The sequence below is a fragment of the Luteibacter aegosomatissinici genome, from assembly GCF_023078495.1.
GTDB lineage: Bacteria > Pseudomonadota > Gammaproteobacteria > Xanthomonadales > Rhodanobacteraceae > Luteibacter > Luteibacter aegosomatissinici.
Window position 1 is genome coordinate 3,135,021 of sequence record NZ_CP095742.1, and the last position, 14,414, is coordinate 3,149,434.

The following is a 14,414-nucleotide window of genomic DNA, read 5'->3' on the forward strand; positions in this document are numbered from 1 at the left end:
AGTGACATGAGCACCGCTACCGCCACCTTCACCGCCCTGCGCCCCCGGCTGCACGGCATTGCCTACCGCATGCTCGGCTCAGTGCCCGAGGCCGAGGATGTGGTGCAGGACGTGTGGCTGCGCTGGCACGGGGCGGATGCGGAGCGGATCGAGAACGCCGAGGCGTGGCTGGTGGCGGCCACCACCCGCCGCGCCATCGACCAGTTGCGGGCGGCGCGGACCCGACGCGAGCACTATGTAGGCATCTGGCTCCCCGAGCCGGTGCTCACCGACGATAGCGCGACACCGGAAGACCTGCAGGAGCTGGCCAGCGATGTATCCGTGGCGTTCCTTGCCCTGCTCGAGCGCCTTGCCCCCGAGGCCCGCGCGGCGTTCCTCCTGCGTGAGGTGTTCGACGAGGATTACCCCGAGATCGCCCACGTACTGGGCAAGAGCGAGGCCGCCTGCCGGCAGCTCGTTCACCGTGCCAGGGAACAACTGCGCGACGAGCGGCCCCGGTTCGAGGTGAACCGGGCCCTGCATGCGGACCTGGTGCAACGCTTCGCCGGGGCCATGGCCAGTGGCGATTTCCGCGGCATGCGCGAGATCCTCGCACCGGATGCCGTGCTGATGGGCGACGGTGGCGGGTTTGTCTCCAGCTTCCCCAAGCCAATGGAAGGGGGTGTGCGCATCGCCCAGTTGCTTTACGCGCCCAGCATCCGCAACGACCGCGGCATGCGCGTGGAAGTCGCCAGCGTCAATGGCGAACTGGCGGTACTGCGCTACTTCGGTGGCGCACTGGAATCGGTACAGACCTTCGCAACCGAAGGCGGCCGGATCACGGCGATCCACGTACAACGCAATCCTGAGAAGCTGTCGCGCTTCGTCGCAGGCCAGGCAGGATTCAAGGCCGTATAAAAGAAAGGGCCCCGAAGGGCCCTTTTATCACTTGTAACGAACGCCCTTGATCTCGTACGTCTTCGTGCCGTTCGGCGCGTTGAAGTCGAACTCGTCGCCTTCGTTCTTGCCGATCAGCGCACGCGCGATCGGTGAACTCACGGCGATCAGGTTCTTCTTGATGTCCGCTTCCAGGTCACCCACGATCTGGTAGGTCACCTCGGCATCGTTGTCCAGGTCGATCAGGTCCACGATGGCCCCGAACACGATGCGCGAGCCCACGGTGAGGCGCTCGGTATCGATGATCTCGGAGTTGGAAAGCGCGGCCTCCAGCTCGTTGATCCGGCCCTCGTTGAAGCCGTGCATCTCGCGCGCAGCGTGGTACTCCGCGTTTTCCTTCAGATCGCCGTGCGCACGGGCTTCAGCCACGGCCGCAACGATTTCCGGGCGCTTCACGCGCTTCAGGTATTCCAGTTCATCACGCAGGCGGTCGGCACCTACCGCGGTCATGGGAGGACGGGTTGCGCTCATGCCTTCAGCTCCTTGTGCAGATCCTGCAGGCTGTTGACTTCCGGTTCCGCGTGGAAATCAAGCGAGTGCACCAGGGCACGCGCGCCTGCGACAGTCGTGGAATACGTGACGCGCTGCTGCAGCGCTTCGCGGCGGATCGAGAACGAATCGGAAATGGCCTGCTTGCCTTCCGTGGTGTTGACGATATAGACCACTTCGCCGTTCTTGATCAGGTCGACGATGTGCGGGCGGCCTTCAAGCACCTTGTTGATGCGCTCGCACGCCACACCGTTGTCCTGCAGGAACTGCGCCGTACCGGCCGTGGCCACCACGGTGTAACCGCGCTCGGCCACTTCCTGGGCGATCGGCAGCAGGCGATCCTTATCGGCATCGCGCACCGACATGAACACCTTGCCCTTCGGCGGGGCCTTGATGCCAGCGGCCTCGTGGCCACGCGCGAACGCGGCGCCGAACGTGCGGCCCACGCCCATCACTTCGCCGGTGGAACGCATCTCGGGGCCGAGGATCGGGTCCACGTTCTGGAACTTCAGGAACGGGAAGATCGCTTCCTTCACGGAGTAGTACGAGGGAATGATTTCCTTCGTCGTGCCCTGCTTCACCAGCGAGATGCCGGCCATGGCGCGCGCGGCGATCTTGGCTAGCGACATACCGGTGGCCTTGCACACGAACGGTACGGTACGCGAGGCACGCGGGTTCACTTCCAGGATGAACACGTCATCGCCCTGGATGGCGAACTGGGTGTTCATCAGGCCGATGACCTTCAGCTCCTGCGCCATCAGCTTCACTTGGCGGCGCATTTCATCCTGCACTTCCTGGCTGAGCGAGTACGGCGGCAGCGAGCACGAGGAATCGCCTGAGTGGACGCCGGCCTCTTCGATGTGCTCCATGATGCCGCCGACCAGCACGTTGCCTTCGGCATCCGCGACGATATCCACGTCCACTTCCACCGCATGGTCGAGGAAGCGATCGAGGAGCACCGGGCTCTCGTTCGACACCTGCACGGCCTCGCGGATGTAGCGCGAGAGGTCGGCATCGGCGTAGACGATTTCCATGGCGCGGCCACCGAGCACGTAGCTCGGACGCACCACCAGCGGGTAGCCGATCTCGCGGGCCAGCGCCAGCGCTTCGTCGGCGTTGCGCGCGGTGCGGTTCGGCGGCTGCTTCAGATCCAGCTTCTGGATCATCTTCTGGAAGCGCTCGCGGTCTTCCGCCAGGTCGATCGAATCCGCGCTGGTGCCGATGACCGGCACGCCGGCCGCTTCAAGCGCGCGCGCCAGCTTCAGCGGGGTCTGGCCGCCGTACTGCACGATCACGCCCTTGGGCTTTTCCAGGTCCACGATTTCCAGCACGTCTTCGAGCGTCAGCGGCTCGAAATACAGGCGGTCGGAGGTGTCGTAGTCGGTCGAAACGGTTTCCGGATTGCAGTTGACCATGATGGTTTCGAAACCATCCTCGCGCAGGGCGAGCGCCGCGTGCACGCAGCAGTAATCGAACTCGATACCCTGGCCAATGCGGTTCGGGCCGCCACCCAGGACGATGATCTTGTCCTTGTTGGTCGGGTTGGCTTCGCACTCTTCCTCGTACGTGCTGTACATGTACGCGGTGGTGGTGGCGAATTCGGCCGCGCAGCTGTCCACGCGCTTGTACACCGGGCGCACGCCCAAGGTGCGGCGCAGGTGGCGCAGCGCGTTTTCATCGGTGCCAACCAGTTCGGCCAGGCGTGCATCGGCAAAGCCCATGCGCTTGAGTTCGCGCATGCGCGGCTCATCCAGCGCGGTGAGGCCCTGGCGCTGCACTTCACCCTCGGTCATCACGATGTCTTCGAACGCGGCGAGGAACCACGGATCGATGCGCGTGAGGTCGTGCACTTCTTCCAGCGACAGGCCGGCGCGGAACGCATCGGCCACGTGGAACACGCGATCCGGGCGCGGCTCACGCAGTTCGCGCTTGAGCGTCTGGAAACCTTCTTCGCTGCCGATATCCAGGCCGGTCGGGTTCAGGCCGGTCTTGCCGATCTCGAGACCACGCAGGGCCTTCTGCATCGATTCGTGGAACGTGCGGCCCATGGCCATCACCTCGCCCACCGACTTCATCTGGGTGGTGAGGCGGGCATCGGCAGCCGGGAACTTCTCGAACGCGAAGCGCGGGATCTTGGTGACGACGTAATCGATGCTCGGCTCGAACGAGGCCGGGGTGAGGCCGCCGGTGATGTCGTTCTTGAGTTCATCGAGCGTGTAGCCGACGGCGAGCTTGGCCGCGACCTTGGCGATCGGGAAGCCAGTGGCCTTGGAGGCCAGCGCCGACGAACGCGACACGCGCGGGTTCATTTCGATGACAACCACGCGGCCATCTTCGGCGTTGATGCCGAACTGCACGTTGGAGCCACCGGTATCCACGCCGATCTTGCGCAGCACGGCGATCGAGGCGTTGCGCAGGCGCTGGTATTCCTTGTCGGTCAGCGTCTGGGCCGGGGCCACGGTGATCGAGTCACCCGTGTGCACGCCCATCGGGTCGAAGTTTTCGATCGAGCAGACGATGATGCAATTATCCGCGGTATCGCGGACCACTTCCATCTCGAATTCCTTCCAGCCCAGCACCGATTCTTCCACCAGCACTTCGTGCGTCGGCGAAAGCTCGAGGCCGCGGCCGACGATCTCGACGAATTCTTCCTTGTTGTAAGCAATGCCGCCGCCGGAACCGCCCAACGTGAAACTCGGGCGGATGATGGTCGGGAAACCCACCGTCTGCTGGATTTCCAGCGCCTGCTCCATCGAGCGGGCCACGGCGGCCTTGGGGCATTCCAGGCCGATATCGGCCATGGCCTTGCGGAACAGGTCACGGTCTTCGGCCATGCGGATGGCATCGCGCGAGGCACCGATCAGCTCGACGCCGTAGCGTTCGAGCACGCCGTTATCGGCCAGGTCGAGCGCGCAGTTCAGGCCGGTCTGGCCGCCCATCGTCGGCAGCACTGCATCGGGGCGCTCCTTGGCGATGATGCGCTCGACGGTCTGCCAGTTGATCGGCTCGATGTACACGGCATCGGCCGTGTCCGGATCGGTCATGATCGTCGCCGGGTTCGAATTGACCAGGACGACGCGGTAACCCTCTTCCTTCAGCGCCTTGCAGGCCTGGGCGCCGGAGTAATCGAACTCACAGGCCTGGCCGATGACGATCGGGCCGGCGCCGATGATGAGGATGGTCTTTAGGTCGGTGCGCTTTGGCATGGTTTTTCTCGCGAATCGAAGGCTGGATGGAAGGTGTGGGCGCGCGGCGGGTTACGCCTGCTTCGCCTTGTGCGCTTCCATCGCGGCAATGAACGTATCGAACAGGTAGCCGACGTCTTCCGGGCCGGGGCTCGCTTCCGGGTGGCCCTGGAAGCAGAACGCCGGGCGATCGGTGAGGGCAAAGCCCTGCAGCGAGCCGTCGAACAGCGAGGTATGGGTGACGCGCACGTTGGCCGGCAGCGTCGCCGGATCCACGGCGAAGCCATGGTTCTGCGAGCTGATCAACACGCGGCCGGTGTCGTGGTCCTTCACCGGGTGGTTCGCGCCGTGGTGGCCAAACTTCATCTTCAGCGTCTTCGCGCCGATGGCCAGCGCCATGATCTGGTGGCCCAGGCAGATGCCGAACACCGGGATCTTCGTATCGAGGATGGTTTTCGTCGATTCGATGGCGTAGTCGCACGCGGCCGGATCGCCCGGGCCGTTGGCGAGGAAGATGCCATCCGGGTTCATCGCGAGCACCTCGGCCGCCGGCGTCTGTGCCGGAACCACGGTGATATCGACGCCACGGCCGGCGAGCAGGCGCAGGATGTTCTGCTTCACGCCGTAGTCGTACGCCACCACGCGGAATTTCTTCGGCGCGTTGTAGAAGGCCTGCTTGTCGAGGTCGTAAACGCCCTCGTTCCACTGGTAGGTCTTCGTGGTGCTGACCACCTTGGCCAGATCCATGCCGTTGAGGCCCGGGAAGCCCTTGGCCTTGGCCACGGCGGCGTCGGCATCGATGGCGTCGCCCGCCACGATGCAGCCGTTCAGGGCGCCCTTCTCACGCAGGATGCGGGTGAGGCGGCGGGTATCGATACCGGCGATAGCCACGACGTTGTGGCGTTCCAGGTAGTGCGGCAGCGGTTCCTGGCTACGCCAGTTGCTGGCCAGGCGCGGTACATCGCGCACGATAAGGCCAGCCGCGTGCACGCGGTCGGCTTCGACGTCGACGTCGTTGGTGCCGGTGTTGCCGATGTGCGGGTACGTGAGGGTGACGATCTGCTGGTTGTACGACGGGTCGGTCAGGATTTCCTGATAACCGGTCATGGCGGTGTTGAACACCACCTCACCAACGGTCTCACCGCGGGCACCGACCGCGTGGCCGTGAAAAACGCTGCCGTCTTCAAGAGCAAGCAGAGCAGGAGTACGCATGGGATGGCCGCCTTCGGGTGCAGCAAAGCCCGCAAGCCAGCTCAGTAGCGGCTCGTGGGCCTTGGGGATGGGAACGTTTGGGCGGGTAAGAATTGTAGGCGTGAAGAGGCCTTCTGTCCACCGGCTTAGACTGAACGATTACGTAGGATTACGTGCCTGATCACGCTTCTGGCACGATACAATTGCCATTAGTGGTACCTGACCGAGAATTGCCCGCCATGCTGCTCGACCCCGCCCGCCTGGATCGTCCTGATACCGACATCCGGCACGAGCCTTTCTCGTTCATGATCGCCCATGGCCAGTTGCCCGACGAAGCCCGCGGCGAGCTCGACCGCGACTTCCCGCAGTATTCCAGCGCCGGCTTCTTTCCCTACGACGCAGCCGATTGCGGCCCCTCGGTGAACGAACTGGTGGGGCAGATGACGTCGCGCGCCTTTTCTGCCGCGGTCGGGCGCCATCTGGGCATCGAAGGCCTCGAGAGCTACCCCACCCTGGTTACGCTGTGCCGGCTGCTCAACCGCCGCCATGGCACGATCCACACCGATAGCAAATCGAAGATCGCCACGGCGCTGATCTATCTGAACCCGATGTGGCCTGATACCAGCGATGGCTGCCTGCGGTTCCTGGCCTCGATCGACAACATCGATGACACGGTGGCGCCCGAACTGAAGCCGCTCTACGGCGAGTTCGCCGTGTTCCGCCGCGCCGAGAACTCCTTCCACGGCCACCTGCCCTACGAGGGCGAGCGCCGGGTGATCCAGGTCGCCTGGCTCACCTCGGAAGAGGAAAAGGCCCGCAAGACCAAGCGCGGCAAGTTCTCGCGGGCGTTCAAGAAGATCTTCGGCAAGCTCGACCGCAAGGTCGGCGCTGACCGCGACCGCAGCGCCTCGCACCGCGACTAACCGCCCGCCGCGTAGGAGCCCACCCTGTGGGCGACATCTTTACGCGGCACGGGAACAGGCCCCGAGGCTCTTTCGCGAAAACATATCGCCCACAGGGTGGGCTCCTACCGGGGTGGTTGGCGGTCTAGTGGTTGGCGGTTTAGTGGCTGGCGGTTTAGCGGGCGCCGAAGTACCAGGCGACAAACAGCGCGAATACGCCGTAAAGCGCCCCGATCGGCATCAGCCAGCGCGCCTCGACAGCGCCACGGCGGAACATGGCCCACAGGGCGATCACCGCCACCATGGTGATCACGCCGGCCACGATCAGCGGCGTATCGAACAGCCACGGCGTGGCAAACAGCGCCAGCGAGCTGGGGATGGTGGCCTGAATCATCATGGCCCCGGAGATATTGGCCAGCGCAAGCCGCTCCTTGCCCTGACGGACCCAGATCAGCGCGTTCACGGTTTCGGGCAGCTCCGTGGCCACCGGGCTCAGCACCAGCGCCACCAGGTGCGGCGAAAGGTGGAAGAACTCGCCGAAGGCCTCGAGCTGCCAGACGAACACCCGGGACGCGATCGCGATCACGACGAGGGCCAGGCCGGTCTGGAGTAGCACCCACTTCATGGCCGGATCGGCGTCGCGCGGCCGGAACGACAGGGGTTCGAGCTCTTCCTCTTCCGGGGCTGAGCTGTCATCGCCGATCTCACGCCACACGTAGAGGCCATAGGCGAGCAGGAACAACACGCCCAGCCACGGCTTCCAGGCAAACGCAATGAGGCCAAGGCCGACCTTCACGATGAAGATGGCAAGAAACCAGGACTGGTCGCGGGCAAGACGCTGGTGATCGACGCGGACCCGGCTATCGCCGCGATTCAGGCGCTTGCGGCCTGCATATAAAGCAAAACCTACGACGGCGTAGGCGATCGTGGCCAGCACCAGTGGGCCACCGAGCGCGGCGCCGACGCCAATATCTCTCGCTTCAGGGGACTTGCCGAACATGACGGCGACAAAGGTGACCGCACTCTCGGGCAGCGCCGTGCCGAACGCGGCCAGCACCGTGCCGGTCGCGGTGGCACCCAGGTTGAGCTTGCGCCCGAACCATTCAACGCCGTTTACGAAGTATTCGCAGGTGAAATAGATAGCCCCGGCGGAAACCAGGAACAGGAAGGTGGTCAGCAGCATGATTCAGGAACGGGCCGGGCGAGCGCACGAAAACCGATGGCACAACGACACCGCTCGCCCGGCCGGGTGAGCATGTCGATGGCCAAAGGTCTCGCCGGGCCGGCAGCGTGCTCTCCACACGCTACTGCCGTTCGCGCCATGGAGCCCGGGGGCTACCAAGTCTGTTGACGCGAACTCCTCAGGGGGAACGAGGATGGCTACTCCCCAATGACATCGCCGCGGATGTTAACACGGTTTCGTCAGACCTTCGCGGCGATCACGTCTTCGATGGTCCACGTGCCGGGGGCGCGCCCGGCGATCCAGGCCGCGGCCTCCAGGGCGCCGCGGGCGAAGATGCTGCGATCCGTGGCGCGGTGACCCAGCTCGATGCGCTCGCCCTGCCCCATGATCAAGGCCTGGTGCTCGCCGACGATGTCGCCGCCGCGAACCACGGCGAAGCCGATGGTGCCCAGTTCGCGAGCACCCGGCCGGCCTTCACGGGCGTAGACAGCCACATCCCCGAGCGCCACGTTACGACCGGCGGCTGCGGCATGACCGAGCGCCAGCGCAGTACCCGAAGGCGCATCTTCCTTGCGGTTGTGGTGGGCTTCGACGATGTCGATATCCCAACCCGGCAGTGCGGCCGCCGCTTCACGCAACAGGCGCGAGAGCACGGCCACGCCCAGGCTGAAATTGGCCGCCCGCAGTACGGCGATGCGTTCCGCCGCGTGCGCAAGGCGATCTTCCATCGCGGCATCGAGCCCGGTGGTGCCCGTCACCAGCGCCGCACCGGTGGCCTCGCACACATCCAGCGCGGCAGCGAGCCCTTCGGGACCACTGAAATCGATGACGACATCCACACCGCTGGGCTCATCCCAGCCGGTAAAGCGCAGCGCCGAGACATCACCGTAAGCGGCCTTACCCAGCCGCGCTGACTGCGCGGAAACCACCGCGCGGACCAGCTCGAAGCGTTCGTCATCACGCACGAGGTTGAGCAGCGCGAGGCCCATGCGGCCAGAGGCGCCGCTGATGGCGAGACGTACGGGGCGGGTCATGGCGCGGCCTCAACAAAACGAAGACGGCCATCGTAATGTAGGAGCGCACCTTGTGCGCGACATCTTTTGCGACAACGCCCGGAATCCGGGGCGAAAGATGTCGCGCACAGGGTGCGCTTCTACAGGGATGGGCAGGATGCTTAGGAGGTGACCTTGGACCAAAAGTCCTTCACGCCGTCCATGAAGCTGTTGGAGCGCGGCGTGTGCTTGGCAGCCTCTTCGCCAACGAAGGTCGCTTCCAGCTGCTGCAGGATCTCGCGCTGCTCCTTGGTCAGACGCACCGGGGTTTCGACCACGACCGTGCAGATGAGATCGCCCGTGCGGCCGCCGCGCACCGACTTGACGCCACGGCCGCGCAGGCGGATCTGCTGGCCCGTCTGCGTTTCCGGCGGGACGTTTACCGCGACTTCGCCATCCAGGGTCGGCACCATCAGCTCGGTGCCAAGCGCCGCCTGGGCGAAGCGGATGGGCATCTCGCAGTGGAGATCCGACCCATCGCGCTGGAAGATCTTGTGCTCGCGCACGCGTACTTCGACGTACAGGTCACCCGCAGGCGACCCCGCCGGGCCGGCTTCACCCTGGCCCGTGAGGCGGATGCGGTCGCCGTTATCGACGCCCGCGGGGATCTGCACCGAGAGCGTGCGCTCTTCCTCGAGGCGGCCTTCGCCATGGCACTTCTTGCAAGGCTTGTCGATCTTCTGGCCCGAGCCGTGGCACGTGGGGCATGCCTGCTGGATGGAGAAGATGCCGTTCTGCATGCGCACGCGACCGTGGCCGGCGCAGGTGGAACAGGTGGAAACCTTGCCGTCTTCCGAACCGGTGCCATTGCAGTGGTGGCAGTTGACCTGGGTGGGAATCTCGATCTTCTTCTCGACGCCGAACACGGCTTCCTCGAGATCGAGCTCCATGATGTAGCGCAAATCAGCGCCACGGCGTGCGCGCTGGCGACCACCGCCGCCGCCACCAAAGATGTCGCCAAAAATATCGCCGAAGATGTCGCCGACGTCGCCAAACCCGGCGCCACCGCCACGACCGAAGCCACCGCCCTCGAAGGCGGCATGGCCGTACTGGTCGTACGCCGCGCGCTTCTGCGAGTCGGAGAGGACGTCGTACGCCTCCTTGGCTTCCTTGAATTTGTCGATCGCCTCCGGGTCATCCGGATTGCGGTCAGGGTGGTACTTCATCGCGACGCGACGAAAAGTCTTTTTCAGATCGCCGTCGGTGACGGTACGTTCCACACCGAGGATTTCGTAGTAGTCGCGTTTGCTCATTTTGCCGTCAGTCAGCCGCTTGCGCGGCTTGTAAGTCGGCGGCTAGCCGCCTGTGAATCGTTAGTTTGGGTGCGGAGCTTCTTTACCAAGCCCCCCATGAGTCCGAAGATGCACTCAACTTCGGCAAGCAGGTCTCCAACCTTCGCCATTCCGAGACTTGCCAGCAACTGAAGCTGGGTCTCAAGCTCGCCCAGGGATCCCCGGGCGATCAGGACGAAGCGAAGTAGTTCACGCTGAGATCCCCTGCATGCGCCCTCGGCAATATTCGAAGGAATGCTCACCGCGCAGCGCCGGAGCTGGGAAGACAGCCCAAACCGCTCCTCAACCGGCAACCGCGAAGTCAACTCGTAGACCTTCTTCGCCAACTCCATCGTGCGCCGCCAAACCAACAAATCGTGGTGCGGTCGAGACATCCTTGCCTCCTCAAAAGGATCGCGCGGCCGCAAAGGACCGCGCGATTCTACTGACTATTTACGCCTTCCGCTTCACGGACTTACTTCTTGTCGTCCTTGACTTCGGTGAACTCGGCGTCGACCACGTCATCCGGCTGGGCCGAACCGCCGCCCGGTGCCGACTGCTGCGCGGTATCCGACGCGCCGCCCGACTGGGCCGCGGCGTACAGCGACTGCGCCACCTGCTCGAGGTTGGCGATCTTCGACTCGATGGCCGACTTGTCGTCGCCATCCTTCGCCTTCTCCAGATCCGAGACGGCGCCATCGATGCTGGCGAGCTGCTCGGCCGGGATCTTGCCGCCGTGCTCCTTCAGCTGCGAACGGGTCTGGTGGACCAGCTGGTCTGCCTTGTTACGCACCTGCACGAGGTCGTGGAACTTCTTGTCTTCCTCGCGGTTGGCTTCGGCATCGGCCACCATGCGCTGGATCTCTTCGTCCGAGAGGCCCGAACCGGCCTTGATCTCGATCTTCTGCTCCTTGCCGGTGTCCTTGTCCTTGGCCGACACGTGCAGGATGCCGTTGGCATCGATATCGAAGGTGACTTCGATCTGCGGGGTGCCGCGCGGTGCCGAACGGATGCCGGACAGATCGAACTTGCCCAGCGACTTGTTGGCGTTGGCGCGCTCACGCTCGCCCTGCAGCACGTGCACGGTCACGGCGGTCTGGTTGTCGTCGGCCGTGGAGAACACCTGCGAGGCCTTGGTCGGCACCGTGGTGTTCTTCTCGATGAGCTTGGTCATGACACCGCCCATCGTTTCGATACCCAGCGAGAGCGGAGTGACGTCGAGCAGCAGCACGTCCTTCACCGAACCACCCAGCACGCCACCCTGGATGGCGGCGCCGACGGCGACGGCTTCATCCGGGTTGACGTCCTTGCGCGCTTCCTTGCCGAAGAAGTCCTTAACGGCTTCCTGGACCTTGGGCATACGGGTCTGGCCACCGACGAGGATGACCTCGTTGATATCCGAAACGCGCAGGCCGGCATCGTTCAGCGCGGTGCGGCACGGCTCGATGGTGCCCTTCACCAGGTCTTCCACCAGCGACTCCAGCTTGGCGCGGGTCAGCTTGATGTTCAGATGCTTCGGGCCCGAGGCATCGGCGGTGACGTACGGGAGGTTCACGTCGGTCTGGTGGGCCGACGAAAGCTCGATCTTGGCGCGCTCAGCGGCATCCTTCAGGCGCTGCAGGGCGAGCTGATCCTGGCGCAGGTCGATGCCCTGCTCCTTCTTGAACTCTTCCACGAGGTAATCGATGACGCGGTTATCGAAATCTTCGCCGCCGAGGAAGGTGTTGCCGTTGGTGGCCAGCACTTCGAACTGCTTCTCGCCATCGACGTTGGCGATTTCGATGATCGAGACGTCGAACGTACCGCCACCCAGGTCGTACACGGCGATCTTGCGGTCGGCCGTGCCGGTCTTGTCGAGGCCATAAGCCAGGGCAGCCGCGGTCGGCTCGTTGATGATGCGCTTGACGTCGAGGCCGGCGATCTTGCCGGCATCCTTGGTGGCCTGGCGCTGGCTGTCGTTGAAGTACGCCGGCACGGTGATGACCGCTTCGGTAACCGACTCGCCAAGGAAATCCTCGGCGGTCTTCTTCATCTTCATCAGCACCTTCGAGGAGATTTCCTGCGGTGCCATCTTCTTGCCATCAGCGGTCTGCACCCAGGCGTCGCCGTTATCGTGCGCGACGATGCCGTACGGGACCAGCTTGATGTCCTTCTGGACTTCCGCATCCGTGAACTTGCGGCCGATGAGGCGCTTCACGGCGTAGAAGGTGTTCTTGGCGTTGGTGACAGCCTGGCGCTTGGCCGGCGCACCCACGAGGACTTCGTTGTCCTTGGTGAACGCGACGATGGACGGCGTGGTGCGATCGCCTTCGGCGTTCTCGATGACGCGTGCCGTGGTGCCCTCCATCACAGCAACGCAGCTGTTGGTGGTACCGAGGTCGATGCCGATGATCTTGGCCATAAAAGTTGCTCCGAATTTCAATGCGGCCCCCGCGGCCGCGACTGGTTTGGAAATGGGGTACGTGCCCCATCGATTCAATATGTGGTGAGACTCCCTGGCGTGCCGCAAACGGCGCTGCGCAGGGCTTTGTTCAGTTGTCCTTGACGACCGCGACGAGCGCCGGGCGCAGCAGGCGATCGTTCAACACAAACCCCTTCTGGACTACCGCGACCACCGTGTTCGGCGCGTGCTCGGTGGAATCGACCGCGCTGATGGCCTGGTGGTGCTCCGGGTTGAACGGCTGGTGCAGCGGATCGACCAGGACCAGCCCGTTCGACGAGGTGACCTTTTCCAGCTGCTTCAGCGTCAGCTCGAGGCCTTCGCGCAGGGTCTTCGCATCGGCGTTTTCGTTGGCGAGGCCCAGGGCCACGCTGTCGTACACCGGCAGCAGGTCGCCCAGCAGCTTCTCGTTCGCAAAGCGGCGGGCCTGCTCCAGGTCTCGCTGCAGGCGGCGGCGCTGGTTTTCGATCTCCGCCCGCTCGCGCAGCACGGTCTCGCGCGCGCTGGCCAGTTCGGCCTCGACAACCGCCAGCTTGGCGGCCAGGGCGTCGAAATCGGCGTTGACGTTGCTCTCGCCGTCCTGTGCCGGATCCGTCGCGTGGGGATCGTGGTTCTGCATGTTTACTCCAAATGTAAGCCTGCGGCCCCCGTGAAGGGGCCGGACATTCGCGGGGATTACTAAACCCGCCTCCCGAGGCGGTTTATGAGGTCGCCACGGCGCGATTCAAGGCGTCGCTGAGCAATCCGGCCGTGGCCTGCACCACCGGGATGACCCGCTCATATGCCATACGCGTCGGTCCAATAACTCCGATCGCGCCGAGCATGCGCCCAGGGGTCCCATAGGTGGCCGTGACGATGCTGCAGCCATCCAGGGCCGAAAAGCCCGATTCCTCGCCGATGAAGAGCCGAACGCCGGGCGCCTTGACGCAGTTTTCCATCAGCTGCAGCAGCTCACGCTTTTGCTGGAATGCATCAAACAGGTCGCGCAGGCGGTCGATATCAGCCAATTCGGAATAGCCCATCAGGTTGGTCTGGCCGCTCACCAGCACGTCGTCGGTATCTTCATCGCCGAACGAGGCCGTGGCCAGTTCCACGGCGCTGGCCAGCAGGCGGTTCAACTCACCGCCGGCCTCGCGCAGTTCCGCGGCCAGGTGGGCGCGGATATCGGCCAGGCGGAACCCGGCAAAATGGGCATTGAGGTAATTGGCAGCCTGCTCCAGTTCGCGGCCATCAATGGGCCGGGAAAGCTGCACGACCCGGTTCTGCACCTGGTTATCCGAGAAAACGAGGATAACCAGCACCCTGGCATCGGGCAGGTTCACGAAATCGATGTGGCGCAGGGGGAAATCGCCCTGGCGCGGCACGGTGACCACGCCGGCGAAGTGGGTCATCGCCGAAAGCAGGTGGGACACATTGCCCAGCAGGTCACGCGTGGTGGTCTGGTGGCCCGGCAGGCCGCCCTGCAGGCGCGCCATGTCGTCACGCGGCAGCGGCTTCAGCTCGAGCAGGCTATCGACGAACAGGCGCAGGCCACGCGGTGTAGGAATACGCCCCGCCGAGGTGTGGGGCGAAGCGACCAGGCCGGCCTCTTCCAGGTCCGCCATGATGTTACGGATGGTGGCTGGGCTTACTTCCAGGCCAGAGGACTTCGCCAGGGTACGTGAGCCGACGGGCTCGCCGTCTGACAGGTACTGTGAGATCAGGGTACGCAACAGCCGCCGCGCGCGCGCATCGATATCTTGGCCAGAGAACGGGTTCATGCGCG

The 14,414-nt window shown here is 64.4% G+C and carries 12 protein-coding genes and 1 riboswitch; of the genes, 2 read left to right on the forward strand and 10 right to left on the reverse strand.

Features of this window, described 5'->3' with window-relative positions; translation table 11 throughout:
* Positions 1-6: 6 nt before the first annotated feature.
* Positions 7-897: an RNA polymerase sigma-70 factor gene (locus L2Y97_RS13985; RefSeq protein WP_247427613.1), complete on the forward strand. Its 891-nt coding sequence runs from the start codon at positions 7-9 to the stop codon at positions 895-897.
* A gap of 27 nt (positions 898-924) precedes the next feature.
* On the opposite strand, the gene greA is transcribed toward L2Y97_RS13985, so the two are convergent.
* Genes greA through carA form a run of 3 tightly spaced genes read right to left on the reverse strand, consistent with a single transcriptional unit; the run spans position 925 to position 5,822 of the window.
* Complete coding sequence (greA, locus tag L2Y97_RS13990; protein ID WP_247427615.1) at positions 925-1,407, reverse strand: transcription elongation factor GreA; 483 nt, start codon at positions 1,405-1,407, stop codon at positions 925-927.
* Positions 1,404-4,631: a carbamoyl-phosphate synthase large subunit gene (gene carB, locus L2Y97_RS13995; RefSeq protein WP_247427618.1), complete on the reverse strand. Its 3,228-nt coding sequence runs from the start codon at positions 4,629-4,631 to the stop codon at positions 1,404-1,406. Before carB ends, greA begins: the two co-directional genes overlap by 4 nt.
* Before the next feature lie 51 nt (positions 4,632-4,682).
* Positions 4,683-5,822 carry a glutamine-hydrolyzing carbamoyl-phosphate synthase small subunit gene (gene carA, locus L2Y97_RS14000; RefSeq protein ID WP_247427621.1) on the reverse strand — a complete coding sequence of 380 codons (1,140 nt, stop codon included), beginning with the start codon at positions 5,820-5,822 and terminating at the stop codon, positions 4,683-4,685.
* Positions 5,823-6,040: 218 nt separating this feature from the next.
* On the opposite strand from carA, the gene L2Y97_RS14005 reads away from it, so the two are divergent.
* Positions 6,041-6,724 (forward strand): 2OG-Fe(II) oxygenase family protein, encoded by a 684-nt coding sequence (locus L2Y97_RS14005; protein WP_247427624.1) that lies wholly within the window; start codon positions 6,041-6,043, stop codon positions 6,722-6,724.
* A 154-nt stretch (positions 6,725-6,878) separates the two neighbouring features.
* Here the strand turns inward: L2Y97_RS14005 and L2Y97_RS14010 are convergent, their stop codons facing one another.
* The 7 genes from L2Y97_RS14010 to hrcA form a co-directional block, all read right to left on the reverse strand.
* Complete coding sequence (locus L2Y97_RS14010; RefSeq protein ID WP_247427627.1) at positions 6,879-7,886, reverse strand: sodium:calcium antiporter; 1,008 nt, start codon at positions 7,884-7,886, stop codon at positions 6,879-6,881.
* Between the two features lie 28 nt (positions 7,887-7,914).
* A riboswitch (yybP-ykoY riboswitch) is annotated at positions 7,915-8,112 on the reverse strand.
* A 13-nt stretch (positions 8,113-8,125) separates the two neighbouring features.
* Positions 8,126-8,920, reverse strand: coding sequence for a 4-hydroxy-tetrahydrodipicolinate reductase (gene dapB, locus L2Y97_RS14015; RefSeq protein WP_247427630.1), 795 nt, complete (start codon positions 8,918-8,920; stop codon positions 8,126-8,128).
* A 140-nt stretch (positions 8,921-9,060) separates the two neighbouring features.
* Positions 9,061-10,191, reverse strand: coding sequence for a molecular chaperone DnaJ (gene dnaJ / locus L2Y97_RS14020; RefSeq protein ID WP_247427633.1), 1,131 nt, complete (start codon positions 10,189-10,191; stop codon positions 9,061-9,063).
* Between the two features lie 11 nt (positions 10,192-10,202).
* The gene (locus L2Y97_RS14025; RefSeq protein ID WP_247427636.1) at positions 10,203-10,604 is read right to left on the reverse strand and encodes a four helix bundle protein; all 402 of its coding nucleotides are present in this window, start codon (positions 10,602-10,604) and stop codon (positions 10,203-10,205) included.
* Between the two features lie 80 nt (positions 10,605-10,684).
* Positions 10,685-12,610, reverse strand: coding sequence for a molecular chaperone DnaK (gene dnaK / locus L2Y97_RS14030; protein WP_247427639.1), 1,926 nt, complete (start codon positions 12,608-12,610; stop codon positions 10,685-10,687).
* Positions 12,611-12,740: 130 nt separating this feature from the next.
* The gene (gene grpE, locus L2Y97_RS14035) at positions 12,741-13,268 is read right to left on the reverse strand and encodes a nucleotide exchange factor GrpE (protein WP_247427642.1); all 528 of its coding nucleotides are present in this window, start codon (positions 13,266-13,268) and stop codon (positions 12,741-12,743) included.
* Positions 13,269-13,350: 82 nt separating this feature from the next.
* The gene (gene hrcA / locus L2Y97_RS14040) at positions 13,351-14,409 is read right to left on the reverse strand and encodes a heat-inducible transcriptional repressor HrcA (protein ID WP_247427645.1); all 1,059 of its coding nucleotides are present in this window, start codon (positions 14,407-14,409) and stop codon (positions 13,351-13,353) included.
* Positions 14,410-14,414: the final 5 nt, after the last annotated feature.